The organism is uncultured Roseobacter sp. (assembly GCF_947493125.1).
Taxonomy (GTDB): Bacteria; Pseudomonadota; Alphaproteobacteria; order Rhodobacterales; family Rhodobacteraceae; genus Roseobacter.
The window spans coordinates 340,324-364,581 of record NZ_CANLQB010000004.1; the positions used below are offsets into that span (position 1 = coordinate 340,324).

Consider the following 24,258-nt stretch of genomic DNA (forward strand, 5'->3'; position numbering starts at 1 on the left):
CCCTACCCCAATGCGTATCCAGCACCTCGGACAGTCCTGAGAGGATCTGAGCCGCCGTGCTGCGTGAGCGCTTTGCGCAGCCGACCGATGTGAACGTCGACCGTGCGGGTATCGACATAGATGTCACGCCCCCAGACCCGATCAAGCAGCTGCTCGCGCGAAAAAACACGCCCCGGCTTTTCCATAAAGGTCGAGAGCAGCCGGAATTCGGTTGGGCCCAGCTTCAGTTCACTGTCGCCGCGGTTGACGCGGTGGCTCACGGAATCGAGAACGATATCCTCGTACTCCAACCGCTCACCAGCCGCTGCCGGCCGCACGCGCCGCAATTGGCTGCGCACACGCGCCATCAGTTCGATTACCGAATATGGTTTGATGACATAATCGTCCGCGCCGGTCTCAAGCCCGCGGACACGGTCCACCTCTTCAGAGCGGGCCGAGAGCATGATGATCGGGATGGCCCGCGTCTCTGATTTGATCTTGAGCCGACGGCAAACCTCGATACCTGACAGGTTCGGCATCATCCAGTCCAAGACGATCACGTCGGGCGCTGTCTCGTCGACCAGCATCAGCGCTTCTTCACCATTCTCTGCACGGCTGACTGCAAAGCCTTCCGCTTCGAGATTGTAGGCCAGAACCTCGCGTTGCGCAGGCTCATCCTCCACCACCAGAACTCGGGGTTGATCGGCGGACATGTCTACGATCCTTCTGCTACGAGCGACGTCTTGTCCGCCTTCGGACGGGCGTCTTCGGGATGTTCGCCCGTCACCAGATAGACAACCTGTTCGGCGATGGACGTGACATGATCGCCCATGCGCTCGATGTTTTTCGCGATGAAATGAAGGTGCATGCAGGCGGTGATGTTCCGCGGATCTTCCATCATAAACGTCAGGAATTCCCGAAAAAGCGCATTGTACATCTGATCGACATCCTTATCGCGGTTGATGACTTCCAGGGCCCACTCCGCGTCACGCTGGATGTACGCGTCCAAGGCATCCTTAAGCATCCGCTCCACCTCGCGCGACATGCGGCGCAAGGCAGAACTGCTGTCGTCCACAGGCGCCATCTGAGACAGAACGCCGGTGCGCTTTGCCATATTCTTCGCGTAATCCCCTATGCGCTCAAGGTTTGCGCTGATTTTGATCACACTCAGGATCAATCTTAGGTCCCGCGCCGTCGGGGCGCGCAGGGCGATGACACGCGCCGCTTCCTCGTTGATCATCTCCTCGAGATCGTCGATGGCCTTGTCGCCCCGGCGCACCTGATCCGCGAGGTCTTCATCGCGGGTGTCCAAGGATTGCGCGCCGTCGCGGATCGCAGCTTCCACGAGGCCGCCCATCTTCATGATCTGCGCTTGAATGGCCTCCAGATCGCGGTCGAAGGCCGAAGCAATGTGTTGATCCTGCATATGATTATCCAATTCGACCAGTGATGTAGCTTTCGGTGCGCGAGTCTTCCGGGTTCGTAAAGATTGTCCCTGTTTCACCGTACTCGACCAGATTGCCAAGATGAAAGAAGGCGGTTTTCTGGCTGACCCGGGCAGCCTGCTGCATGGAGTGCGTCACGATCACCACGGAATAGTTCTGGCGCAACTCGTCAATCAACTCCTCCACCTGCGCCGTCGCAATCGGGTCGAGCGCGGAACAGGGTTCATCCATCAGCAGCACTTCGGGCTCCGTGGCAATCGCCCGCGCAATGCAAAGCCGCTGCTGCTGCCCGCCGGAGAGGCCTGTGCCGGGCGCGTGGAGCCGGTCTTTCACCTCGTCCCAGATGGCACCCCGACGCAGGGCCCGCTCGACGATATCGTCCAGCTCGGCCTTGTTCTTGGCCAGCCCATGGATCCGCGGACCATAGGCCACGTTGTCATAGATCGACTTGGGGAACGGATTGGGCTTCTGAAACACCATGCCCACCTTGGCACGCAGTTGCACCGGGTCGACCCGCTTGTCGTAGATATCCTCTCCGTCGATGTGAATGTCGCCTTCGACGCGGCAAATATCAATCGTGTCGTTCATCCGGTTCAGACAACGCAGAAACGTGGACTTTCCGCAGCCCGACGGGCCGATGAAGGCGGTGACGGTCTTGTCCTGAATGTCGACATCCACATCCTTAATGGCATGGTTGTCTCCATAATAGACCTGAACCCCTCGCGCGGCGATTTTGATGGCGTTGGTGTCCACGTCTCTCTCCAGTATTCTCATGTCGTTCATAACCTGTCTCCCCCTTACCAGCGCCGCTCGAAGCGGCGACGCAAGATTACGGCGATGGTATTCATGGTGATCAGGAACAAGAGCAGAATGATGATACCACCCCAGGCCCGTTCGTAAAACGCGGGGTCCGCGCGCTTCGCCCATTCATAGATTTGCGCAGGCATGGCCGAATTGGGATCGAGCAACCCGCTCGCGATGCTGTCGGGCGGGTTGGAGGCAATGAAGCCCACCATCCCGATCAGCAACAAAGGCGCCGTTTCGCCCAAAGCCTGCGCCAGCCCAATGATCGTGCCGGTCAGGATGCCGGGTGCCGCCAGTGGCAGCACGTGGTGGAAGACCGACTGCATCTTCGACGCCCCGACCCCCAGCGCGGCGTCACGGATCGACGGCGGCACAGCCTTCAAGGACGCCCGCGTCGAGATGATGATCGTCGGCAACGTCATGAGCGTCAGCACCAGCCCGCCCACCAGCGGCGCCGAGGTCGGCAGGTGCATGTAGTTGATGAAGACCGCCAGGCCGAGAATCCCGAACACGATCGACGGCACGGCAGCGAGGTTCGAGATATTCACCTCGATAATGTCGGTCAGCCAGTTCTTCGGCGCAAATTCTTCCAGATAGATCGACGCGGCCACACCTATGGGCAGCGCCAGCGCCAGAACCACCAGCATCATGAAGAGCGAGCCCATCATCGACACACCCATGCCTGCGGCTTCGGGCCGGGCATCGGAACTGTCCGCGCCCGTGATGAAGGCAAGATTGAAGCGCTTTTCGACGACACCGAGTTCAATCAACTGGTCTACGAAATCAAGCTGCTCCGCGCTGATATTCTTGTCATTGGCGATGCTGTCGCGGCTGACACGGTCCTTGAGGTACCCGTCCACACGGCTCGACGCGAGGAACTCGAATTCAACGGTGGTCCCGATCCGCTCAGGGTCAGCAAGTACGAAGTCGCGCAGCTGTGCAGCAGCTCCAGCGGATAGGATACCGGCCATCGCCTTGGGCTCAAGCTCCGTCGCGATACCGCGCTCAGCCACCTTCGCTTCAAAGGCCGTGCGAAGCAGTGGCGCATAGCCAAAGGTGGACACCTTGGCCAGATCTGCAGGGTCGCGATTGCCGTTCTTGTCGAGCTTTTCTTCCAGCAATTCGACTTCCATGGTCACAAACGTCTGCTGAAATGCGCCTGTGCCGCGCGAAATTATATTGAACACTAGGATCAACAGCATCAGCATGCCGGCGGCGATCGCAACTATGCCGTAGGCTTTGAACCGTGCCTCAGCGGCATTCCTTTTTCGCGTTCGGGCGTCCTGTGTCATCAGGGAGCTTTTCCCGGGCACAGGTGTGACCGCAGGCATGGAAGAGGACGTGGCGTCGGTCATTCGTATTGCTCCCGGTATTTGCGCACGATGTAGAGGGCCAGCACATTCAGCCCCAGCGTCAGGACAAAGAGGGTCAGACCCAGCGCGAATGCCACCAGCGTCTCGGGGCTGGCGAAATCGGTGTCGCCGGTCAGCTGGCTGACAATCCGCGTGGTGATCGTTGTCATCGCTTCCAGCGGGTTGAGCGAGAATTTGGCGATGGCCCCTGCCCCCAGAACCACAATCATGGTCTCGCCGATGGCGCGGCTCGCGGCGAGCAGCACGGCCCCCACGATGCCCGGCAAGGCCGCCGGAAGCACCACCTGACGGATCGTCTCCGAGTGGGTCGCGCCCAGACCGAACGAGCCGTCTCGCATCGCTTGGGGCACCGCATTGATAATGTCGTCGCTCAGCGAAGACACGAATGGGATCAGCATAATGCCCATGACCAGACCGGCTGTCAGGACGGCCGTGGCCCCGCTCATCCACTCCACCCCGAGCAGACCGTCATCGCCCCGTCCAAAGACGCTGACAAGCGCAGGGCCAACAGTCAGCAGGGCAAAGAGCCCGTATACGATGGTGGGAATACCGGCGAGTATCTCCAGCAGCGGTTTGGCTGCAGACCGGACTTTGGGACCCGCGTATTCGCTGAGGTAGATCGCGGCAAAAAGACCAATCGGCACCGCCACCAGCAGCGCGATGAAAGAGATGTAGAGCGTGCCCCACAGTAGGGGCAGGATCGACAGATCGCTGTCACCGCGGAAGTTTGGCGCCCAGCTGCCGCCAAAGAAGAAATCCGTCCAAGGGTGCAGGCGGAAGAAGTTGATGCTCTCGAACAGCATCGACAGCACAATACCGATGGTGGTCAGGATCGCCAGCGAGGCTGCCAACATCAGCAGGCCAAGCGCCCCGCGCTCCACAGTATTACGCGCGCGAAAGTCCCCATTGGTGACAAAGATCGCCGCAGCGCCACCCACAAGCGTCATTGCGCCCACGACGAGCACCATCCAGAAGGTGCCGATCTCGGATTTTGACCGATATTGCTGAGCCGCCTGCAGCACCTCGGGTTCGACATTTGACCCCAAGGCCACACCAACTCCGCCCAGGATGCTGCGCACGTCTTGTTCTTCGGTCCGGATGGTATCGGCTTCTTCTTCGGTGAGCGCCCCGCGCTCCACAGCGATGTCCAGACCTTCGGCCACACGGCGCACATCGCTCATCACCAGCGCGCGGGAAGAGCCTTCGCCAACAACGCGGTCGGGAATCAACTTGAAAACCGAGTTTTCAATCATCATCGGCTGCGCGAGCAGCCAGATCACCATCACGCCGAGAGCGGGCACTGCGGTAAACATCGCGGCATTGTAGCCGTAGTAGTTCGGAAGCGAGTGAAGCAGGCGCACATCGCCATCGACAGTCGCGCTCGCACGGGCGCGGGCGGCCACAAAAGCCAGCGTCGTCAACACCAGCACGGCGACAATCAGATATCCGGTCCACCCAAGTGCCATACGGCCACCCCATTCTTGTCACGTGGTCAACCGAAGGCAACCCATACTGCCTTCGGCTTTTTTTCCACCAGGATCGGTTTAGGTGTTGCCGCCCAGGACCGCTTCATCTGCGACGGCAGATTGCGTCTCTTCCAGCTTGGGGTCGGCCACCAGACCGTATTCGGCCAAAGGCCCGTCGGGACCGGCGATCTCATCCGCCACGAAGAACTCCGCGAACTCCTTCAACCCCGGGATCACGCCGATGTGCGCCTTCTTCACGTAGAAGAACAGCGGGCGCGAGACCGGGTATTCACCGGTTGCGATGCTCTCGGTCGACGGTGTCACACCCGACATGGTCGCAACCTGCAGCTTGTTGGTGTTGTTCTCATAAAACGCCAGACCGAAGACGCCGATGCCGTCCTTGTTGCTTTCGATGCGGGCCAGCGTCTCGGTATAATCGCCGTCAATATCGACCGACTTGCCATCAGTCCGCAGACCGATGCAGGCTTTCTCCGCTGCCTTCTCGTCGTCGCCATTCGCAGCTTTGAACGCGTCGAAGTCTCCGGTCGCTTCACAGCCCGCCAGGATCACCTTGTCCTCGAAGACTTCGCGGGTGCCGTGCTTGGTGCCCGGCACAAAGGCCTGGATCGGCTGCGCTGGGAAGTCCGGGTTCACTTCGTTCCACATGGTGTAGGGGTTGGCGACGATCTCGCCGTCGACGACGACCTGATCGGACAGCGCCTTGTACCAGTCGGTCGGCGTGAACTCGAAGGAGTTGCCGTTGATGTCGGAGGCGAAGACAATGCCATCGTAGCCGATGCGCACCTCGATGATATCGGTCACGCCATTCTCCGCGCAGACGGCGACCTCGCTGTCCTTGATGGCGCGCGAGGCGTTTGCGATGTCGATGGTGTTTTCCCCGACACCTTCACAAAAGCGCTTGAGACCCGCGGAGGACCCACCGGATTCGACAACCGGTGTTGGGAATTCAAAATTTTCGCCAAAAGCTTCGGCGACGATGGACGCATAGGGCAGCACGGTGGAGGAACCGGCAACTTGCACCTGATCGCGCGCGGCAGCGGTCGTGGCAGACATGGCCGCAACGGCAAGCGCGGATGTGGTGAGTTTAGCAAACGACATGATATCTCCTGTCATTGTCCTGATTTTCGAATCTGATCACCCTCATGGCGATCTTGAACCCGGGTGGTACGGTGCTCGCACAATGCTTTTGTGACAGTTACGTAACAGTTTTATGACGCTGTTTCCGAAAATACGGACCGTCGGTTACTGTTCTGATCTGATTATCTTTTTCGACAACAACCTTTAGGTGAAGCGGACGCTTTTCTACGAGAGGATGTCATCTTGGAGGTGAGTCGCCACGCCCTTGGGCGATCTTTAACGGCAGGACGACCGTGAATTGCGCACCGTGTCCCAACTGGCTTTCGACCCTCAGGCGGCCTCGGTGACGATTGATGATGTGTTTTACAATCGCCAGACCAAGCCCCGTGCCGCCAAGAGCTCGACTACGATGATTGTCCGCACGGTAGAAGCGTTCCGTGAGCCGCGGCAGGTGGATCGTGTCGATACCGGGCCCGTAGTCGATCACATGCACACGCACACCTGCAGCCCGCAAAGAAGGGTCGCGCTGAGATGGTTCGATGCGCACGGTCACCCGACCGCCTGACGCGCCGTATTTGATCGCATTTTCAATAAGGTTGGTGAAAACCTGCATCAACTGGTCGGGATCGCCGGTGAGTTCGACGTCGCTGTCGCCGAACTCTGGTTCCAGAACAACGCCTGCATCATCAGCCAGGTGCTTCAATGTCCGCAGGACCGAGGAGAGTAGTTCGGTCAGGTTCACATGATCCCGCGGGCGCACCCGCTCATCGCCCTCGACGCGGCTCAGCGACAGCAAGTCGCCGACCAGCCGGTTCATGCGCCCGGCCTCACCTTCCATGATATCGAGAAACCTGTCGCGCGCAGCGACATCGTCACGCGCCGGGCCACGCAGGGTTTCGATGAACCCCATGAGCGCGGTCAACGGCGTCCGCAGCTCGTGGCTGACATTTGCAACGAAGTCTCTGCGCATCTGTCCCGCCTGTTCCAGGTGCGTGACATCCAGAAAGCACAGAAGGATGACGCGCTGCTCCGCAACCGGACGAGCGGTCACCTGAAAGGTCGTGTCCTGAACCCCATCGTTGGCGAGATACTGCGCCACCCGCGGGCGGCTGTCCCGAAGCACGGCCTCGACCGCATCGATCAGCGCGGGCTGCCGCAGCATGGTAACGAAGTTGCGCCCTTCGATCCCCTGCCCGATCAATCCGCGGGCGTCTTCATTTGCTCCCACGATCCGCTCACTGCCGTCAATAAGAAGCGCGGGCAGCGGCACCGCCTCGAGGATCTGGGACAGGGCCTGGCTCATCCTGGCGGGTCTCTGTCAGCTGTGCGTCGCGGCAGCGATGGCATCTTGGAAAACGGCGCAAAGCGCCTCGGGATCTTCCAACCCGACCGAGACGCGAAAGAAGCCTTCAGACATACCCAGTTCGGCGCGCTTTTCCGGGGAAAGCGCCCTGTGGGAGGAAGAGGCGGGATGCGAAATCGTTGTCCCGACATCGCCGAGGGTCGGCGCAAAGCTCAGCCCCTCAGCCGCGCGTGTGAAGGCATTGGCCACAGTGCGGTCACCGGTCAGCTCAAAGCTGACCATATTGCAGAACTGCCCGGCCAGGAGTGTTTTTGCCCGGGTGTGATCCGGGTGGTCCGGGCGCCCGGGATAGATCACGCGGCGCACACCCGGGAACTCCGCCAGAGCGTCGGCCAATTGAGCGGCAGTTGCCTGCGCCCGGTCGAAGCGCAACTCGAATGACAACAGGCCGCGTTCGGCCAGCCAGCAGTCGAACGGGCTGGGTGTCATCCCCGCCGTCACTGTGAAGACACGCAGGCGGTCGTTGAGCGTTGCATCGCGTGCCGCGACATAGCCCAACGTCACATCCGAATGTCCCGCAAGCAGCTTTGTCAGGGAATGAATGACAATATCCGCGCCCCAGTCGAAAGGACGGATCGCGCGTGGTGTGGTGAAGGTATTGTCAACTACGAGGAGCACGCCCGCCTCCCTGCAAAGCGCCGCCAGACCTTCGAGATCGGCCACGCGCAGGGTCGGGTTGGATGCCACCTCGATCACGATCATGCGTGTCTCGCGGCGAAGAGCTGTGCGCATGGCCTCGGTATCACCGGGATCAACCAGGGTGGTTTCGATCCCGAGGCGCGGCAGATCCTCCGTCATCATGCGCAGGGACCGCCCATAGAGCTGGTTTCCCCCGATCACATGGTCTCCGGCCCGCGTCAGACCCAGCAAGACCGCCGAGACCGCGCCCATGCCGGAGCTGGTGACCACGCCCATCTGCGGGGCTCCTTCGAGCCGGTCGATGCGCTTCGCCACGACATCCGCATTCGGGTGGCCTTCACGCGCGTATGTGTAACCCTTCAGATCACCGTCGTACTGCCGGTCCAGCATATCCGGGGTATCGGACGCGTAGACGACCGACGGGCTCAGCGGCGTGACGACGGGGCGGCTGGCGCTCTCGGGCAGCGCGTCAGGGCGCACCAAGGATCCTTTTTCGTTTTTCATGTCAGCACCCTACAGGCCGCAGCTCATCTCGAAACCGGCGCATATTTTCCTGATAGTGCAACGCGCTGAGCGTCAAGCCGCGGATCGCCTCTTCGTCCAGTTGACGGACAACCTTGCCGGGCACACCCATGACGAGGCTTCCGTCCGGAATGACCTTGTTCTCGGTGATCAGCGCGCCGGCCCCGATCAAACAGTTCTTGCCGATCCGCGCACCGTTCAACACCGTCGCCCCCATCCCGATCAGAGAGTTGTCTCCAATTGTGCAGCCATGCAGCATGACCTTATGCCCGATGGTGCAATTCTCGCCAATGGTCAGCGGGTATCCGGCATCAATGTGAAACACGCAGTTTTCCTGAACGTTCGAGCCCTTGCCCACGCGGATCTCTTCATGATCCGCGCGGATGGTGGTGCCGAACCAAACCGATGCCGCCGCCTCGAGCACCACCTGTCCGACCAGGTTGGCATCCGGCGCCACCCATGTGTCATCATGCAGGATCGGTTGGTGATCTCCCAAAGCATACAGGGTCATGACAGCTCCTCGAATTCGGATTGCAAGCGGCGCACGTGCTCGGTCAGCTCCGGCTGCTGGCTGCGGCGCAGGCGTGTGGCGGAGATGATGGTCTTCAGCTGCGCCTCGGTCTGGTCCAGATCGTCGTTCACGATCACGAAGTCATAGGCGCCCCAATGGCTGATCTCGTCCCAGCTCTTCTCCATGCGGCGGGAGATGGTCTCGGCGTCATCCTGACCGCGCGTTTCCAGCCTCTGCCGTAGCTCGCGAATCGAGGGAGGAAGCAGAAAGATGGACAGCGTGTGCAGACCGAGGGACGAGTTGGTGATCTGCTGCGCCCCCTGCCAGTCGATGTCGAAGAGGACGTCGCAGCCCCGGTCGATGGCCGCCTGCACCGGTGGTTTGGGCGAGCCGTAGAAGTTGCCGAAAACATGAGCATGTTCCAGCATGCCACCGGCGCTGACCTTTGCTTTGAAAGCGGGTTCGTCGACAAAGTGATACTCGCGCCCGTCCACTTCGCCCGGTCGGGCCGGACGCGTCGTGGCGGAGATGGAAAATTCGATCTCCGGATCCCAGTCGCGCAGGCGCCGGGCCAGGGTTGACTTGCCCGCACCGGAAGGCGAGCTGAGGATGATCAGGAGACCGCGGCGACGGGCTGTCATGGTTTACTCCACATTCTGAACTTGCTCGCGCATCTGATCGATGACGGTCTTCAGCGCGAGGCCGCAACGCGTCAACTCCGTGTTCTGAGCTTTGGCGCAGAGCGTATTGGCCTCGCGATTGAATTCCTGCATCAGAAAATCGAGCTTGCGGCCCACTGGCCCGCCCTCGGCGATCAGATCGCGCGCGGCCTCCACGTGCGCGGCGAGACGATCAATCTCCTCGGTCACGTCCGATTTGACCGCAAGCAACGCCAGTTCCTGGGCCACACGGTCCGGATCGGCCGCGTCGCTGCTGTCCATCACCTTGGCAAGATTGCGGCCCAGCGTTTCAGACAGCGCGTCCGCGCGCGCCTCGGCAAGCGTTGAAGCCTGCTCCGTCAGTGCCGCAATCTCGTCCAGCTGGGCCGTCAGGAGTTTGCGCAACGCCGCGCCCTCCGCATCGCGCATGGCATTGAAGTCGGCCAAAAGCGCCGTGGCCTCTGACATCAGAGCGGCGGCCAGCGGGGCTGCATCGTCTTCGTTGCCGGCCTGTTCCAACACGCCGCGCACCGCGACAATATCCGCCGCGCGTGAGGGCGCCAAAGCCACGCCTGCCTTTGCTGCATGCGCTTCAACCGAGACCATCGCCTTCAGAACTGAGGCAAGCTGAGCCTCGTTGATCTGCAGCGCACCGGCTTCATCGTCCCGGGTCATGCGGAGCGACAATGTGAGGTTGCCACGCCGCACTTCGGAGCCAATCAGCTTGCGCAGGCCGACTTCGAGCCCGGTGATCCAATCCGGCACCCGCACCCGCAGGTCGAGCCCCTTGCCGTTCACGGATCGCAGTTCCCAGTCCCACGCATGAGGAGGCAGACTGCCGCTGGCAGATGCAAAACCAGTCATGGAACGGATCATGTAATTGCCCCTTCGGCCGTCACCTGTGCCAGCCTTATGGCGATTTGCAGGCGCAGAGCAACCCCTCAGCGCCGTCCCGCCGATCACGGTCCAACCGCCCGAGAGTTAACCAAATATAAAGATATCAAAGCATTTCTTTAAAAATATTGGTATTAAGACTCCAGTAACCAGTTCAGGACTGTGCTAAGACGACAACGGCGCCTGACATTGAAAACATATGAACGCAGGCACCGCATTTTGAGAAGGGGTGGGCGATGGACAACGGCAGCCAAAACACGCACAATGTAACCAGTATGACGCAACATGTTTCAAAGAATGGTTTTGCACCGCTCGCGCAGCTTGAGGCGTATTGGGAAGCCTTGCGCGGCAATCGCCTTATGCCGAACCGCTCGGAGATTGATCCCCGCGGGATCGAGCAGGCACTTGAGTTTTCCTTTATCGTCGAGCGGATCGCGCCTGGTATTGCGCGGTTGCGGATCGCCGGCAGCCACCTGAGCGACCTGATGGGTATGGAGGTTCGGGGCATGCCGCTCACCTCCTTCATCACACCCTCCTCACGTCGGCAGCTGAGCGATATTCTCGAGGAGGTCTTTGAGACCCCCGCGATCTGCACGCTGGATCTGCATTCGGAACGCAACGCCGGGCTGCCGCCGCTTGATGCGCGCATGGTGCTGATGCCTTTGAAGAGCGATCTCGGTGACGTGAGCCGCATTCTGGGCGCATTGATCTCCGTCGGAGACATGGGCCGCAGTCCGCGCCGGTTCGATATTTCCCGCTCGTCCCTGCGCCCGATTGTCGCCGATGCGTCGCTGCCACCCGTGGTCAAGAAAAAGACACCCGCAGCGCAAAGGCCGATTGTGAAGACACCCGAACCAGCGTTCCGGGAGCCGAAAGTGCCGTTCAAGTCAGAGACACCGCGGCGCCACGCCCCGTATCTCAGGCTGGTCAAATCCGACGACTAAGCCGGTTCTATCCGAATACCTTTGATCAAGGCATCCGTCCGCACAGAATGTGCGGGCGGTTTTTTGGTTTGAGCACAGGAAATCCCGCCCGGGGCACCGGGCGGGCTCTGTCACGTGACCCTCAGCCTGCGGCCTGGTTGCGATGCGCGTCGCGTCGATTGGAAAGCTCATCCGCCACCAGGAACGCAAGTTCCAATGACTGGCTGGCATTCAAGCGCGGGTCGCAGGCGGTATGATAGCGATCTGACAGGTCTTCGTCGCTGACGGCGCGGACACCTCCGGTGCACTCGGTCACGTCTTGCCCGGTCATCTCGAAATGCACGCCCCCCGGCACAGTGCCTTCGGCGGCGTGCACGGCAAAGAACTCGCGCACTTCGCGCAGCACCGCATCAAACGGCCGCGTCTTGTACCCGCTCGACGATTTGATCGTGTTGCCGTGCATCGCATCGCACACCCAGGTCACATTGGCGCCTTCTTCGCGTACAGTTTTGATCAGCCGCGGCAGATGCTCTCCCACGGAGCCCGCACCGAAACGCGCGATCAGGGTCAGGCGCCCTTCCTCGTTCTCCGGGTTCAGCTTGGCCATCAGCAGCTTCAGATCGTCCGACGTCATGGACGGCCCGGCCTTCAGGCCAATGGGGTTCTGAACGCCGCGCGCAAACTCAACATGGGCGCCATCAGGTTGCCGCGTGCGGTCGCCGATCCAGATCATGTGGCCTGAGCCGGCCAGCCATTTGCCGGTGGTGCTGTCCACGCGGGTCAGGGCCTCTTCATACTCCAACAGGAGCGACTCGTGGCTGGTGTAGAATTCGACCGACTTCAGCGTATGCGCGGTGTCGCCGTTCACTCCTGCCGCGGTCATGAAGTCCAGCGTGTCGGAGATGCGGTTGGCAATCTCGCGATAGCGCTCCACCTTCTCGCTCTCCGTAAAGCCCAGCGTCCAGGCGTGCACCTGGTGCACGTCGGCATACCCCCCGGTTGAAAAGGCGCGGATGAGGTTCAGCGTGGCTGCCGCCTGGGTGTAGGCGCGCAGCATCTTCTCCGGGTCGGGTATACGGGCCTTGGCCGTGAACTCGAGCTCGTTGATGATGTCACCGCGGTAGCTGGGCAGCTCCACCCCATCCACGGTCTCGGTTGGCGCCGAGCGCGGTTTGGCGAATTGCCCGGCCATGCGGCCCACCTTGATCACCGGCACCTTGGCGCCGTGGGTCAGCACGATGGCCATTTGCAGCATCACCTTAAAGGTGTCGCGGATCGCGTCTGAGCTGAACTGATCAAAGCTCTCGGCGCAGTCGCCGCCCTGCAGCAGGAAGGCCTCACCCCGGCCTGCTGCGGCGAGGTGCTTTTTCAACCGGCGCGCTTCACCGGCAAACACGAGAAGCGGAAACCGTGCGAGTTGGGCTTCCACTGCTTCCAAAGCGGCCTGATCCGGATAGTCCGGCATCTGGATCCGCGGTTTGGCGCGCCAGCTCGATTTGGTCCATTCACTCATCGTTTCAACTCCGGGTTGGGCTCGCATCCCTGCGAGCGCTCACATCACAGCGCCCTCTATACAAAAGCCTTTCAGCAGTGACCATATCACAAATACGGCCTCTTGACGTGGCGCAGCGCCCATGACCATCTGAGCCGCAGGCAGGAGGCCAACCGGTCCTGCTTCGGGAAGAGAGAAGACCAAGAGACGGCGATGTCCCAGATGCAACCAGCCACGCGAAATGATCCGCCCGCCGAGAAGCCGCGGCGCTTCGTCTTCGTGTTGCTGGAAGACTTCACCCTGCTCTGTTTCGCGGCGGCTGTGGAAAGCCTGCGCATCGCCAATCGGATGGCCGGGAAGCCGCTTTACGAATGGCGGATCGTCGGCGAAGGCGGCGACATCGTCCACGCCTCTGCCGGAAGCGGCTTCAAGCTTGATGGGGATCTAGAAGAGTTGGGGCGCGACGACACGGTCATGGTGTGCGGCGGCATCGACGTGCAGGCGGCGACCACCAAACGCGTTCTGGGTTGGCTGCGCCGCGAAGCGCGCAAAGGCGTCCTGGTGGGCGGGCTCTGCACCGCAGCCCATACATTGGCCAAAGCCGGGTTGCTGGACGGCAAACGCGCCACCATTCACTGGGAAAACCAGGACAGCTTTTCCGAGGAATTCCCGGAGGTGGACCTGACCAAATCTGTCTTCGTGGTGGATGGCAACCGGATCACGACCGCCGGTGGCACCTCCTCCATAGACCTCATGCTGAAGCTCATTGCCGACCATCAGGGCGAGGAACTCGCCAATATGGTGGCCGATCAACTGATCTACGCCTCAATCCGCACAGATCAGGACACGCAGCGCCTGTCGGTGCCCACGCGCATCGGCGTCCGGCACCCCAAGCTCAGCAAGGTCATCCAGATGATGGAGAGCAATATCGAGGAGCCGATCAGCCCGTCGATCCTTGCCAAGGATGTGGGCATGAGCACCCGGCAGCTGGAGCGGCTCTTCCGCCGCTATCTCAACCGCTCGCCCAAGCGCTACTATATGGAGCTTCGGCTGCAGAAGGCGCGCAACCTGCTGATGCAGACCGACATGAGCGTGATCAATGTGGCCCTGGCCTGCGGGTTTGCCTCGCCGTCGCATTTTTCCAAATGCTACCGGTCGCATTACGACACCACACCCTATCGCGAGCGGGGCAGCCATGCGACGCGGCTGTCGATCTGATCAGGCGCCCGTGCGCGTCATCCGGTAGACCACACCATCCCCCACCGAAATGAACAGGATGCTGCCATCGGGCGCCTCGATGATATCGCGCACGCGGCTGGTCTGGTCGGTCTCGATCTGCTCGACCTCGCGGGCGCTGTCGCCTGACACCTCGAGCCGCGCGATATAGTCGAACTTGAGCGATCCCACGAAGATGTCGCCGCGCCAATCCGGGAACATGTCACCCTGATAGACCAGCAGACCGGAGGGCGCCATTGACGGGTCCCAATAGTGCACCGGCTGCTCCATGCCCTCTTTGGAGGTGCCCTCACCGATCTTCAGCCCCGAATAGTGCCGCCCATATGAGATCACCGGCCAGCCGAAGTTGGCCCCTTTCTGCACACGATTGAGCTCGTCGCCACCGCGCGCGCCATGCTCGGACGTCCAGAGCTGGCCCGAGGCGTCGAGCCCCGCGCCCTGCTGGTTGCGATGCCCGAAGGACCAGATCTCAGGTTGAATGCCCTGCTGCCCCACAAAGGGGTTGTCGCCCGGCACCGACCCGTCGCGGTTGACCCGCACGACTGTGCCGTTGTGATTGCTGCGGTCCTGCGCCGACGGCCGATCTCCCCGGTCGCCAATGGTCAGGAACAATGTGCCGTCAGGCGCCTCCACCACGCGGCTGCCAAAGTGACGCCCGCCGGAGCTGCCCGGGGCGGACTCGAAGATGACGCGCAGGTCCTCCAGCTGCGATCCATCATCGGAAAGCCGCGCCACCGCCAGCGCTGTACCGGCCCCGCCTGCCTGCCGTTTGGAGTAGGTGAGAAAGATCTCCCGGGTGGCCGCGAAGTCCTGTGCCAGCGTCACATCCAGCAGCCCCCCCTGCCCGCGTGCATGTACCTCCGGAACCCCGTCAACCGCGGTTGATGCACCGTCCTTCACGTGCAGCAAGGCGCCGCCCCGCTCGGTGATCAGCATCCCGCCCGCTGGCAGCGCCGCCACCGCCCAGGGGGTATCGAGCCCCTGCACCACCGGGGTGATCGACACCTCCGTCTGACCCGCTGCCTGGAGCGGGACAAGAGCGCTCAGACAAGCGGCGAGAACATAGGAAGAGGCGGTGCGAAAATGGATCATGAGCCAGTCCTTTCAGGCAAAACCGATGCCTCTTCTAGCTAGGGTCGCAACGGGCCATCTCAAGTCCCCTGAACGGGACGTGAGCCTGTGGAAAAGCGCTTTTCTTTTGAGCAGACCGGGCATAACCTGTCGCCCGAACATGACGTTCCAATATGGGAGAAACCAATGAAAAAGATGCTTCTGGCCTCAACGGCCGCGGCACTTGTGGCGACCTCGGCCTTTGCCGATGGTCATGCAAAGGAAGTCAAGCTGGGCGTTCTGATCGGCTTCACCGGCCCTATTGAATCGCTGGCAGGCCCAATGGCCTCCGGTGCCGAACTGGCCATGAAAGAAGCCACTGACGGCGGCAAGCTGCTGGATGGCGCCACGGTCACGCCAATGCGCGCCGACACCGGCTGCATCGACAATGGCCTGTCCACATCCAACGGCGAACGTCTGATTGCGGACGGTGTGCATGGCATCATCGGCGGTGACTGCTCCGGTGTGACTGGCGCGATCCTGCAAAACGTGGCGATCCCGAACGGGATGGTGATGATTTCGCCCTCCGCCACCTCGCCGGGTCTGTCGACCGTCGAAGACAATGATCTGTTCTTCCGCACGGCGCCTTCGGATGCGCGCGAAGGTGAGGTGATGGCGGAAGTGTTGCAGGACCGCGGCGTGACCTCCATCGCACTGACCTACACCAACAATGACTATGGCAAGGGTCTGGCCGACGCAATTGAGAGCAATTTCAAGAAGATCGGCGGCGAAGTGACCATTGTCGCGGCGCATGAGGACGGCAAGGCCGACTACTCTGCCGAAATGGGCGCGCTGGCCTCGGCCGGTGGCGATATTCTCGTCGTGGCAGGCTATCTGGACCAGGGCGGTCTGGGCATCATCAATGCAGCGCTTGACTCAGGCGCTTTTGATACCTTCGGCCTGCCCGGCGGCATGATCGGTGACAGCCTGCCTGCGAATGTGGGCCCGGCGCTTGACGGCTCTTACGGTCAGATCGCGGGTTCGGGCGGCGAAGGCATTGAAAAGCTGACGGAAATGGCCGGCGACGCATTTGATGCAACCTCGCCCTACACGCCGGAAAGCTATGACGCAGCGGCGCTCTTCATGTTGGCCATGCAAGCGGCCGGCAGCACCGACCCGGCAGACTACGGACCGAAGATCCTCGAGGTGGCCAACGCGCCTGGTGAGAAGATCTATCCCGGTGAGCTCGGCAAGGCCTTCGACATCCTGCGGGACGGCGGCGACATCGACTATGTGGGCGCGTCGGCCGTTGAGCTGATCGGCCCCGGCGAGTCCGCGGGCACCTATCGCCTGATCGAAGTGAAAGACGGCGAGAACGCGACCATCGGGTTCAAGTAAGCCGCCGCGGAAGGACTTGAGCAGCCCGGAGCTTTGTGCTCTGGGCTGGTCCAATGATAAGACACGCGCAAGCAGCGCGGATGGGGATGTCTGAATGATCGTCGTGGACGACCTTCACAAGCATTTCGGCGGTTTTCATGCCGTCGATGGCGCCAGCCTGGAAATTGAAAAGGGCATGATCACCGGGTTGATCGGCCCAAACGGCGCCGGAAAAACCACACTTTTCAATGTGATCGCGGGCGTTCTTGAACCAACATCAGGCCGGGTGACGATGGACGGCGAGGATATTACCGGCCTGCCGCCGCATACGCTCTTTCACAAGGGACTGCTGCGCACCTTTCAGATCGCGCATGAGTTTTCGTCGATGAGCTGCCGCGAGAACCTGATGATGGTGCCGGGGTATCAGTCGGGCGAGACGTTGTGGAACACCTGGTTTGGGCGCAGGCGGATTGCGAATGAGGAGCGCGCGCTCAAGGCCAAGGCCGATGAGGTGCTGGAGTTCCTGACCATTGAGCACCTGGCCGAGCAAAAGGCGGGGCAAATTTCGGGCGGGCAGAAGAAGCTTCTGGAGCTTGGCCGCACCATGATGGTGGACGCGAAGATCGTGTTTTTGGATGAGGTGGGCGCGGGGGTGAACCGCACGCTGTTGAACACGATTGGCGACGCGATCATCCGGCTGAACCAGGACCGTGGCTATACCTTTGTGGTGATCGAGCACGATATGGATTTCATCGGGCGGCTCTGTGATCCGGTGATCTGCATGGCTGAGGGCAAGGTGCTGGCCGAAGGAACTTTGGACGAGATCAAGGCGAATGAACAGGTGATCGAGGCCTATTTGGGCACCGGGCTCAAGAACAAGGACAAGGTGGGCGCATGAGTGTCGGTGAGGCATCTATATCGCGTCGGTATGACGTCGGTATCACGTCGGTGTTTAATGCATGCATTGATCCCTTCTGTGTGGTTCAGCCGGAGCATTTGGCGACCGATGGCTTTGGTGGCACGCCATGCGCCATGAGTATTTTTGGAAGAATGAAGCCATGAGTTCCGATCCCTATTCCGACCGGGGCAACAAGGATCTGTCGCTGGGCAATCCGCAGGGTATGGGCACGGCGACGCCGGTGACATCTGGCGGGCGCGCGTCCTCTGCGCCGGGCGGGCCGTTTCTGATCGGGGATAAGATGACCGGCGGCTATGGCGCGGGGCCCGACATTCTGCATGACTGTACCATTGCGGTGGACCGGGGCGAGATCGCGGTGATCGTCGGGCCCAATGGGGCGGGTAAGTCGACTGGCATGAAGGCCGTGTTTGGCATGCTGAACCTTCGGGGCGGGCATGTGCGGCTCGATGGGGAGGAGATCACCGCGCTGTCACCGCAGGACCGGGTCGCCAAGGGCATGGGGTTCGTGCCGCAGACCTCGAACATCTTCACCTCCATGACCGTGGAGGAGAATCTGGAGATGGGGGCCTTCATTCGCACCGACGACATCCGCCCGACGATGGAGCAGATTTACGATCTGTTCCCCATTCTGCGCGAGAAGCGGCGGCAGTCTGCGGGGGAGCTCTCGGGCGGGCAGCGCCAGCAGGTGGCCGTGGGGCGCGCGCTGATGACACAGCCCAAGGTGCTGATGCTGGATGAGCCGACGGCGGGAGTGTCACCGATTGTGATGGATGAGCTGTTCGACCGGATCATCGAGGTGGCGCGCACCGGCATTCCGATCCTGATGGTGGAGCAGAACGCGCGGCAGGCGCTGGAGATCGCCGACAAGGGCTATGTGCTGGTGCAGGGGCGGAATGCGTATTCGGGGACGGGCAAGGAGTTGCTGGCCGATCCCGAAGTGCGCAAGTCGTTTTTGGGAGGTTGAGCATGAACGTTCGGTTAACCTTGATGGCGGCGCTCCCCCTCTTTTTTCTTGGCAGTGCGACCTTCGCAACAACTCTCTCAAACGAACCAATGCAAGAGGCCGAAGCCGTCATCTGTGAAAAGCTTCAGACCTGCTCGCGCTTGGGTGCGTGCTACGAGGCTGAAGGTCAATTGCTGCTGGTTTCAACCGAGGCACCAGACGGCGTTGTTGCCGAAGACGGGGTCGTTATTTGGGCAAGCAGTTCGGAAGCGCCACACAGGCTTGAACGTATTGACGTGTCAAAGGATGGCAGCGCTTTCGATGCCGACGGTTGGGGGCTCGCAAATTACTTTTTCCGTGTGCCGGAGGAGATGAAGGATCGCCCGGGGATGGAATGGCTCATCCGCATCCTTGTTCCAGACGATATCGACGTTGGGTTTAACGAAGGGCGCGTCACCGCTCGGATTTATGAAACGCTCTCGTCAGAACACGAATATACCTACCAGACCTTGTCTTGTAGTCATTGGGGGGCGAACTAGTGGACTTCCTCAACGCCTTCATTGCCCTCTCGAACTTCGTGATCATCCCGGCTGTGGCCTATGGCTCGCAGCTGGCGCTGGGGGCGTTGGGGGTCACGCTGATTTACGGCATTCTGCGGTTCTCGAACTTTGCCCATGGGGACACGATGGCCTTTGGGGCGATGGTGACCGTGCTCGTGACCTGGCTCTTTCAGGCGCAGGGGGTGAGCATTGCGCCCTTGCCCACGGCGCTGCTCGCCCTGCCGTTCGGGATATTGGGGTGTATGGCGCTGGTGCTGTTGACCGACCGTGCCGTCTATCGGTTTTACCGCGCGCAGAAGGCAAAGCCGGTGATCTTTGTGATCGTGAGCCTTGGGGTGACATTCATCCTCAACGGGATTGTGCGCTTCATCATCGGGCCGGATGACCAGCGGTTTCTGGATGGGGAACGGTTCATCGTGTCGGCGCGGACCTTCCGGGAGATGACGGGGCTGCGAGAGGGGCTGGCGTTCAAGACCACGCAGGGCATCACCATTGTCACCGCGGTTGTGGTCGTGATCCTGCTCTTCTGGTTCCTCAACCGCACGCGCACGGGCAAGTCGATGCGCGCCTATTCGGACAATGAGGATCTGGCGCTCTTGTCCGGGATCAACCCCGAGCGGGTGGTGATGGTGACCTGGCTGATCGTGGCAGCCCTCGCCACCACGGCGGGTGTGCTCTACGGGCTCGACAAGTCGTTCAAGCCCTTCACCTACTTCCAGCTGCTGCTGCCGATCTTTGCGAGCGCCATCGTCGGCGGCTTGGGCAACCCACTGGGGGCGATTGCGGGCGGCTTCGTCATCGCCTTCTCGGAGGTCACGATCACCTATGCCTGGAAGAAGGTGCTGGGCTATGTGCTGCCCGAGAACCTCGCGCCCGACGGGTTGGTGCAGCTTCTGTCGACGGATTACAAATTCGCGGTGAGCTTCCTCATCCTGCTCATTGTCCTGCTCTTCAAGCCGACGGGCCTCTTCAAGGGAAAAGCGGTATGAGCCCGGCTGTGAAGAACACGATGCTCTTTGCGATCGTGGCGCTGCTTATTGCCTATGTGGGCTTTGCGCAGGGCTGGAACACGGCGCTGGTGATCGTGAACATGGGGCTGATTTCGGCGATCATGGCCTTGGGTGTGAACCTGCAGTGGGGCTTTGCGGGGCTTTTCAACGTGGGCATCATGGGGTTTGTCGCCCTTGGCGGGTTGGCCGCGGTGCTGGTGGGCATGCCGGCGACGCCGGGGGCCTTTGAGGCGGGCGGCTGGAATATCCTCAGTGCCTTTGTTTTTGGTGTCGTGGTGATCGCGGCGGTGGTGCTGGTGCGGGGGCGCATGGCGCCGGGGGTGCTGCGCAAGGTTGTCGTGCTGGGCATGCTGGTGGCCGGGTTCTTTATCTATCGCGCGCTGTTTGATCCGGGCGTGGAGGCGGTGGAGGAGATCAACCCTGCGCTGACTGGCTATCTCGGCGGCCTCGGGATCAACCAGGGGCTTTGGGTCGCGCTGGCCTGGCCGGTGGGCGGGCTCTTTGCCGCCGCGGCGGCCTGGGTGATCGGGAAGACGGCGCTGGGGTTGCGGTCGGACTATCTGGCGATTGCGACGCTGGGCATTGCCGAGATCATCATTGCGGTGCTGAAGAACGAGGATTGGCTCGCGCGTGGGGTGAAGAATGTGGTCGGCCTGCCCCGGCCCACGCCCTTCGAGATCGAGTTGCAGAACGATCCCGCCTTTGTGGAGCGTGCAGCGGGGCTGGGATTCACCGCTGTGGAGGCCTCGACGCTTTACGTCAAGCTCGCCTATGCGGGGCTGTTTCTGATTGTGCTGCTGATCCTGCTGTGGATGGCGCAGCGGGCACTCAACAGCCCCTGGGGCCGGATGATGCGCGCCATTCGCGACAATGAGGTGGCGGCGGAGGCCATGGGCAAGGATGTGACCGCGCGGCACTTGCAGATCTTCGTGCTCGGCTCGGCGATTTGTGGTGTGGCTGGGGCGATGATGACGACGCTCGACGGGCAGCTGACGCCGGGGACCTATCAGCCGCTGAGGTTCACGTTCCTTGTGTGGGTCATGGTAATCGTGGGCGGGTCGGGCAACAACTTCGGCGCGGTGCTTGGCGGGTTCCTGATCTGGTTCCTCTGGGTGCAGGTGGAGCCGATGGGGCTGTGGCTGATGGAGCTGATAACGTCGGGCATGGCCGATGGGTCACCGCTGAAGGCGCATTTGATCGAGAGTGCTGCGCATATGCGGCTCTTTACGATGGGGCTGGTGCTGCTGCTGGTGCTTCGGTTCAGCCCGCGGGGGTTGATCCCGGAGCGGTAGTGCGGCTGCCCTGAACAGCTTTGCAGAGCTTTACTACACGTCTACCATGGGGACAGAAGCCACGTTTTGATTCAAAGGAAGTTCCATGAAGTCAGGCGATTGGACATGGCTTGAAGTCACCAAAATTGGTTTAGGAGTGCTGACACCTCTCACGCTTGTTTGCATTTCATTTCTAATAGACAACAGTCTGCGATCTGGCGAAGCTGCTCGCCAGCGAGAAAAAGCAATACTGGAGTTTTCCGAGGACATCTATGCGCGCAGGGTACGCGCTGAGTTACTTGCATCAGGCCTACGCAGGCACGCACAAGACCCATCAGAGCAGTCGATGTCTGAAGTTATTGATCGGAAAACCGCATACGATGCAGCCTACGCTGACTGGAATAGAAGAAATCAATCCAACCTGCTGATAATAAGACGAGTTCTGGCCGCAGAAGTGTACACCAACCTGGAGGCAACAATTGAGTTTTTCCTTGTCGGTCGTGGTTTCGCTCCATTGGATGCCTGTTTAACCAATGCTTACGATGAAGCGATCCGCGGCCGCGACCCCCAAGGTGTGATGGATAACTGCGACGTACGGTCGTTGCTGAGTTATGTCCTGAATTGCGGCTATGCGCTCACTGATGAACTGTACACCGCCTCAGCGCGCGGTTCAGAATTGCGCTCGATATCGGCATTTTTTAGCGGACAGATTTTTGATCACTGCGATTTACCTAGCATTGGTGGCCGTTTCCGCGGTTTCTCCGAGCCCAACTGACATGAAGCTGTCTGAATTTCAGTTCGGTTATATAGAGCCCTAGAAGATCTAACCGGACAAACCTTGAACCGCGTATGTGTCCCGTCACCGCCCCTTGAACAACCCGCCTAGAATACCGCGGACGAGGCGGCGCCCGGTGGTGCCGGAGAGCTCCTTGATGACCGCGCTGGCGACGGCGCCGCCGAGGCTTTTGCTCTGGCGGCGGCTCGCGCGGGAGGTGGAGCGGGAGACGCGGGTGCCGTTGTAGCGGCGGGCGGCGTTGAATTCGCGCTCGAAGGGGGTGGCTTCCTCGGCTTTTTCTTCGGCCTCCGCCGCCTCTGCGGCGGCCTGATCGGCGCGTTGCTTGAGGATTTCGAAGGCGGATTTGCGGTCCACGGGCTCGTCGTATTTCCCGGCCATGTCGGAGGCCACCATGATCTCGGCGCGCTCGGCCTTGGTGATCGGCCCCAGCTGTGAGGACGGCGGGCGGATGAGCGTACGTTCGACCACGCCGGGCACGCCTTTTTTCTGCAACATGGAGGTCACCGCTTCACCCACGCCGACCTCGCGGATGGCCTCTTCGGTCTCAAACGCGGGGTTCTCGCGGTAGGTCTCGGCGGCCAGGCGCAGCTCTTTACGGTCTTTCGCGGTGAAGGCGCGCAGGGCGTGCTGGATGCGGTTGCCGAGCTGGCCGAGGATATCTTCGGGCACATCTGCCGGGTTCTGGGTGATGAAATAGACGCCGACGCCCTTGGAGCGAATGAGCCGCGCGACCTGCTCGACCTTGTCGACAAGCGCCTTGGGGGCGTCGTCGAAGAGCAGGTGTGCTTCGTCGAAAAAGAAGACCAGCTTGGGTTTGTCCGGGTCGCCCACCTCGGGCAGTTCCTCGAAGAGCTCCGAGAGCAGCCAGAGCAGGAAGGTGGCGTAGAGGCCCGGCGCACCCATGAGCTTGTCAGCGGCGAGGATGTTGATCTGGCCCTTGCCGTCTGTCCCTACGCGCATGAGGTCGGAGAGCGCCAGCGCAGGCTCGCCGAAGAGCCCGGCGCCGCCCTGGTTTTCCAGCACCAGCAGGCGGCGCTGAATGGCCCCGATGGAGGCGGAGGAGACATTGCCGTAGCGCAGCGAGAGGTCCTTGGCGTTCTCGCCGATCCAGACCAGCAGCGATTGCAGGTCTTTGAGATCGAGCAGCGGCAGCCCGTCTTCATCCGCCAATCGGAAGGCGATGTTGAGGATGCCCTCCTGCGCCTCGGTGAGCTCCAGCAGGCGGGCAAGCAGCAGCGGGCCCATCTCCGAGACGGTGGTGCGGACCGGGTGACCCTGATCGCCGAAGAGATCCCAGAAGGTGACCGGGAAGGCCTCGTAGATGTAGTCGGCAAAGCCGATGGTTTCAGCGCGTTCGGTGAAGGGGGTGTGCAGCTTGTGGCTCGCGCTGCCCGCCTTGGCGAGGCCCGAGAGATCGCCCTTCACGTCCGACAGAAACACCGGCACGCCCGCCTTTGAGAAACCCTCGGCCAGGATCTGCAAGGTGACGGTCTTGCCGGTGCCGGTGGCGCCCGCGATCAGCCCGTGGCGGTTGGCATATCCCAAGGACAGATGCTGCTGTGTGCCGTAGTCCGGCCCGCCGCCACCGATAAAAATGCCTGATGTCATGTGCCGGCCCCCCTGCCCTTCAAAAAACTCTGTTCTCCAGCATAGGTTTTTAACCTTTGGGGGCCATAGTCAATCTGTCCGGGCTGGTACACATGTCCTTCCCGGCCTGGACATCCTCCCTGTCAGACTGGCCGTGCCGTTTATCGGTACGGCCTTTTTTCCCGACACACGGATTATTTATGTAAGCGGTCTCATTTTATGTGAGTTTCCGGTTGACGGCACCCATGCCGTTGCGTAGCCTCCCTCGCAATAAGTCGGCCAGTCCGACGGGGAGAAAACAATTTGGGAAGGGATGCTTTTTGCATCCCTTTTCTTATGGC

23 protein-coding genes are annotated in these 24,258 nt (G+C 61.1%); 9 read left to right on the forward strand and 14 right to left on the reverse strand.

Features of this window, described 5'->3' with window-relative positions:
• Positions 1-2: 2 nt before the first annotated feature.
• The 11 genes from phoB to Q1A71_RS10870 all read right to left on the reverse strand — a co-directional run bounded on the left by phoB (position 3) and on the right by Q1A71_RS10870 (position 10,735).
• Positions 3-692, reverse strand: coding sequence for a phosphate regulon transcriptional regulator PhoB (phoB, locus tag Q1A71_RS10820; RefSeq protein ID WP_299675327.1), 690 nt, complete (start codon positions 690-692; stop codon positions 3-5).
• A 2-nt stretch (positions 693-694) separates the two neighbouring features.
• Positions 695-1,405 (reverse strand): phosphate signaling complex protein PhoU, encoded by a 711-nt coding sequence (gene phoU / locus Q1A71_RS10825; protein WP_299675330.1) that lies wholly within the window; start codon positions 1,403-1,405, stop codon positions 695-697.
• A 4-nt stretch (positions 1,406-1,409) separates the two neighbouring features.
• On the reverse strand, positions 1,410-2,207 hold the full coding sequence (gene pstB / locus Q1A71_RS10830; protein WP_299675333.1) for a phosphate ABC transporter ATP-binding protein PstB: 798 nt from the start codon (positions 2,205-2,207) through the stop codon (positions 1,410-1,412).
• Positions 2,208-2,221: 14 nt separating this feature from the next.
• On the reverse strand, positions 2,222-3,583 hold the full coding sequence (pstA, locus tag Q1A71_RS10835; RefSeq protein WP_299675336.1) for a phosphate ABC transporter permease PstA: 1,362 nt from the start codon (positions 3,581-3,583) through the stop codon (positions 2,222-2,224).
• Entirely contained in the window at positions 3,580-5,067 is a 1,488-nt protein-coding gene (gene pstC / locus Q1A71_RS10840) for a phosphate ABC transporter permease subunit PstC (RefSeq protein WP_299675339.1), read from the reverse strand. The genes pstA and pstC overlap by 4 nt, the downstream gene beginning before the upstream one ends.
• A 78-nt stretch (positions 5,068-5,145) precedes the next feature.
• Positions 5,146-6,186, reverse strand: coding sequence for a substrate-binding domain-containing protein (locus Q1A71_RS10845; RefSeq protein WP_299675342.1), 1,041 nt, complete (start codon positions 6,184-6,186; stop codon positions 5,146-5,148).
• A gap of 217 nt (positions 6,187-6,403) precedes the next feature.
• Positions 6,404-7,468, reverse strand: coding sequence for an ATP-binding protein (locus Q1A71_RS10850; RefSeq protein WP_299675345.1), 1,065 nt, complete (start codon positions 7,466-7,468; stop codon positions 6,404-6,406).
• A gap of 15 nt (positions 7,469-7,483) precedes the next feature.
• Positions 7,484-8,671: an aminotransferase class I/II-fold pyridoxal phosphate-dependent enzyme gene (locus tag Q1A71_RS10855; RefSeq protein WP_299675349.1), complete on the reverse strand. Its 1,188-nt coding sequence runs from the start codon at positions 8,669-8,671 to the stop codon at positions 7,484-7,486.
• 1 nt (position 8,672) lies between these two features.
• Positions 8,673-9,200: a gamma carbonic anhydrase family protein gene (locus Q1A71_RS10860; protein ID WP_299675352.1), complete on the reverse strand. Its 528-nt coding sequence runs from the start codon at positions 9,198-9,200 to the stop codon at positions 8,673-8,675.
• On the reverse strand, positions 9,197-9,841 hold the full coding sequence (gmk, locus tag Q1A71_RS10865; protein ID WP_299675355.1) for a guanylate kinase: 645 nt from the start codon (positions 9,839-9,841) through the stop codon (positions 9,197-9,199). The genes Q1A71_RS10860 and gmk overlap by 4 nt, the downstream gene beginning before the upstream one ends.
• A 3-nt stretch (positions 9,842-9,844) precedes the next feature.
• Entirely contained in the window at positions 9,845-10,735 is an 891-nt protein-coding gene (locus Q1A71_RS10870) for a YicC/YloC family endoribonuclease (RefSeq protein WP_299675358.1), read from the reverse strand.
• Positions 10,736-11,028: 293 nt separating this feature from the next.
• On the opposite strand from Q1A71_RS10870, the gene Q1A71_RS10875 reads away from it, so the two are divergent.
• Complete coding sequence (locus Q1A71_RS10875; protein WP_299675361.1) at positions 11,029-11,697, forward strand: PAS domain-containing protein; 669 nt, start codon at positions 11,029-11,031, stop codon at positions 11,695-11,697.
• A 121-nt stretch (positions 11,698-11,818) separates the two neighbouring features.
• Here the strand turns inward: Q1A71_RS10875 and Q1A71_RS10880 are convergent, their stop codons facing one another.
• Complete coding sequence (locus Q1A71_RS10880; protein WP_299675364.1) at positions 11,819-13,189, reverse strand: class II 3-deoxy-7-phosphoheptulonate synthase; 1,371 nt, start codon at positions 13,187-13,189, stop codon at positions 11,819-11,821.
• A 192-nt stretch (positions 13,190-13,381) separates the two neighbouring features.
• Here Q1A71_RS10880 and Q1A71_RS10885 point away from each other — a divergent pair, with 192 nt between their 5' ends.
• A complete protein-coding gene (locus Q1A71_RS10885; protein ID WP_299675367.1) occupies positions 13,382-14,386 on the forward strand; it encodes a GlxA family transcriptional regulator in 1,005 nt (334 codons plus the stop codon).
• Here Q1A71_RS10885 and Q1A71_RS10890 read toward each other — a convergent pair whose 3' ends face one another.
• Positions 14,387-15,496 carry a PQQ-dependent sugar dehydrogenase gene (locus tag Q1A71_RS10890; protein ID WP_299675370.1) on the reverse strand — a complete coding sequence of 370 codons (1,110 nt, stop codon included), beginning with the start codon at positions 15,494-15,496 and terminating at the stop codon, positions 14,387-14,389.
• Positions 15,497-15,661: 165 nt separating this feature from the next.
• On the opposite strand from Q1A71_RS10890, the gene Q1A71_RS10895 reads away from it, so the two are divergent.
• From Q1A71_RS10895 to Q1A71_RS10925, 7 genes are all read left to right on the forward strand, one after another.
• Positions 15,662-16,852, forward strand: coding sequence for an ABC transporter substrate-binding protein (locus tag Q1A71_RS10895; RefSeq protein ID WP_299675373.1), 1,191 nt, complete (start codon positions 15,662-15,664; stop codon positions 16,850-16,852).
• A gap of 94 nt (positions 16,853-16,946) precedes the next feature.
• Positions 16,947-17,729: an ABC transporter ATP-binding protein gene (locus Q1A71_RS10900; RefSeq protein ID WP_299675376.1), complete on the forward strand. Its 783-nt coding sequence runs from the start codon at positions 16,947-16,949 to the stop codon at positions 17,727-17,729.
• Between the two features lie 160 nt (positions 17,730-17,889).
• The gene (locus Q1A71_RS10905; RefSeq protein ID WP_299675379.1) at positions 17,890-18,714 is read left to right on the forward strand and encodes an ABC transporter ATP-binding protein; all 825 of its coding nucleotides are present in this window, start codon (positions 17,890-17,892) and stop codon (positions 18,712-18,714) included.
• 2 nt (positions 18,715-18,716) lie between these two features.
• Entirely contained in the window at positions 18,717-19,232 is a 516-nt protein-coding gene (locus Q1A71_RS10910; RefSeq protein ID WP_299675382.1) for a hypothetical protein, read from the forward strand.
• Positions 19,232-20,242: a branched-chain amino acid ABC transporter permease gene (locus Q1A71_RS10915; RefSeq protein WP_299675385.1), complete on the forward strand. Its 1,011-nt coding sequence runs from the start codon at positions 19,232-19,234 to the stop codon at positions 20,240-20,242. The genes Q1A71_RS10910 and Q1A71_RS10915 overlap by 1 nt, the downstream gene beginning before the upstream one ends.
• Positions 20,239-21,555 (forward strand): branched-chain amino acid ABC transporter permease, encoded by a 1,317-nt coding sequence (locus tag Q1A71_RS10920; protein ID WP_299675388.1) that lies wholly within the window; start codon positions 20,239-20,241, stop codon positions 21,553-21,555. Before Q1A71_RS10915 ends, Q1A71_RS10920 begins: the two co-directional genes overlap by 4 nt.
• An 85-nt stretch (positions 21,556-21,640) precedes the next feature.
• Complete coding sequence (locus Q1A71_RS10925; protein WP_299675391.1) at positions 21,641-22,309, forward strand: hypothetical protein; 669 nt, start codon at positions 21,641-21,643, stop codon at positions 22,307-22,309.
• 84 nt (positions 22,310-22,393) lie between these two features.
• Here the strand turns inward: Q1A71_RS10925 and Q1A71_RS10930 are convergent, their stop codons facing one another.
• Positions 22,394-23,938: a helicase HerA-like domain-containing protein gene (locus tag Q1A71_RS10930; RefSeq protein ID WP_299675395.1), complete on the reverse strand. Its 1,545-nt coding sequence runs from the start codon at positions 23,936-23,938 to the stop codon at positions 22,394-22,396.
• Positions 23,939-24,258 lie beyond the last annotated feature (320 nt).

Excerpts from the sequence above, each read along its gene's own strand:
- Q1A71_RS10890 (WP_299675370.1), bottom strand. The coding sequence starts at position 15,496 with ATGATCCATTTTCGCACCGCCTCTTCCTATGTTCTCGCCGCTTGTCTG.
- Q1A71_RS10870 (WP_299675358.1), bottom strand. The coding sequence starts at position 10,735 with ATGATCCGTTCCATGACTGGTTTTGCATCTGCCAGCGGCAGTCTGCCT.
- Q1A71_RS10880 (WP_299675364.1), bottom strand. The coding sequence starts at position 13,189 with ATGAGTGAATGGACCAAATCGAGCTGGCGCGCCAAACCGCGGATCCAG.
- gmk (WP_299675355.1), bottom strand. The coding sequence starts at position 9,841 with ATGACAGCCCGTCGCCGCGGTCTCCTGATCATCCTCAGCTCGCCTTCC.
- Q1A71_RS10905 (WP_299675379.1), top strand. The coding sequence starts at position 17,890 with ATGAGTTCCGATCCCTATTCCGACCGGGGCAACAAGGATCTGTCGCTG.
- phoB (WP_299675327.1), bottom strand. The coding sequence starts at position 692 with ATGTCCGCCGATCAACCCCGAGTTCTGGTGGTGGAGGATGAGCCTGCG.
- Q1A71_RS10875 (WP_299675361.1), top strand. The coding sequence starts at position 11,029 with ATGACGCAACATGTTTCAAAGAATGGTTTTGCACCGCTCGCGCAGCTT.
- Q1A71_RS10845 (WP_299675342.1), bottom strand. The coding sequence starts at position 6,186 with ATGTCGTTTGCTAAACTCACCACATCCGCGCTTGCCGTTGCGGCCATG.
- Q1A71_RS10850 (WP_299675345.1), bottom strand. The coding sequence starts at position 7,468 with ATGAGCCAGGCCCTGTCCCAGATCCTCGAGGCGGTGCCGCTGCCCGCG.
- Q1A71_RS10885 (WP_299675367.1), top strand. The coding sequence starts at position 13,382 with ATGTCCCAGATGCAACCAGCCACGCGAAATGATCCGCCCGCCGAGAAG.
- pstC (WP_299675339.1), bottom strand. The coding sequence starts at position 5,067 with ATGGCACTTGGGTGGACCGGATATCTGATTGTCGCCGTGCTGGTGTTG.
- Q1A71_RS10925 (WP_299675391.1), top strand. The coding sequence starts at position 21,641 with ATGAAGTCAGGCGATTGGACATGGCTTGAAGTCACCAAAATTGGTTTA.
- Q1A71_RS10860 (WP_299675352.1), bottom strand. The coding sequence starts at position 9,200 with ATGACCCTGTATGCTTTGGGAGATCACCAACCGATCCTGCATGATGAC.
- pstB (WP_299675333.1), bottom strand. The coding sequence starts at position 2,207 with ATGAACGACATGAGAATACTGGAGAGAGACGTGGACACCAACGCCATC.
- pstA (WP_299675336.1), bottom strand. The coding sequence starts at position 3,583 with ATGACCGACGCCACGTCCTCTTCCATGCCTGCGGTCACACCTGTGCCC.
- Q1A71_RS10895 (WP_299675373.1), top strand. The coding sequence starts at position 15,662 with ATGAAAAAGATGCTTCTGGCCTCAACGGCCGCGGCACTTGTGGCGACC.
- Q1A71_RS10930 (WP_299675395.1), bottom strand. The coding sequence starts at position 23,938 with ATGACATCAGGCATTTTTATCGGTGGCGGCGGGCCGGACTACGGCACA.
- Q1A71_RS10855 (WP_299675349.1), bottom strand. The coding sequence starts at position 8,671 with ATGAAAAACGAAAAAGGATCCTTGGTGCGCCCTGACGCGCTGCCCGAG.
- Q1A71_RS10900 (WP_299675376.1), top strand. The coding sequence starts at position 16,947 with ATGATCGTCGTGGACGACCTTCACAAGCATTTCGGCGGTTTTCATGCC.
- phoU (WP_299675330.1), bottom strand. The coding sequence starts at position 1,405 with ATGCAGGATCAACACATTGCTTCGGCCTTCGACCGCGATCTGGAGGCC.
- Q1A71_RS10910 (WP_299675382.1), top strand. The coding sequence starts at position 18,717 with ATGAACGTTCGGTTAACCTTGATGGCGGCGCTCCCCCTCTTTTTTCTT.
- Q1A71_RS10920 (WP_299675388.1), top strand. The coding sequence starts at position 20,239 with ATGAGCCCGGCTGTGAAGAACACGATGCTCTTTGCGATCGTGGCGCTG.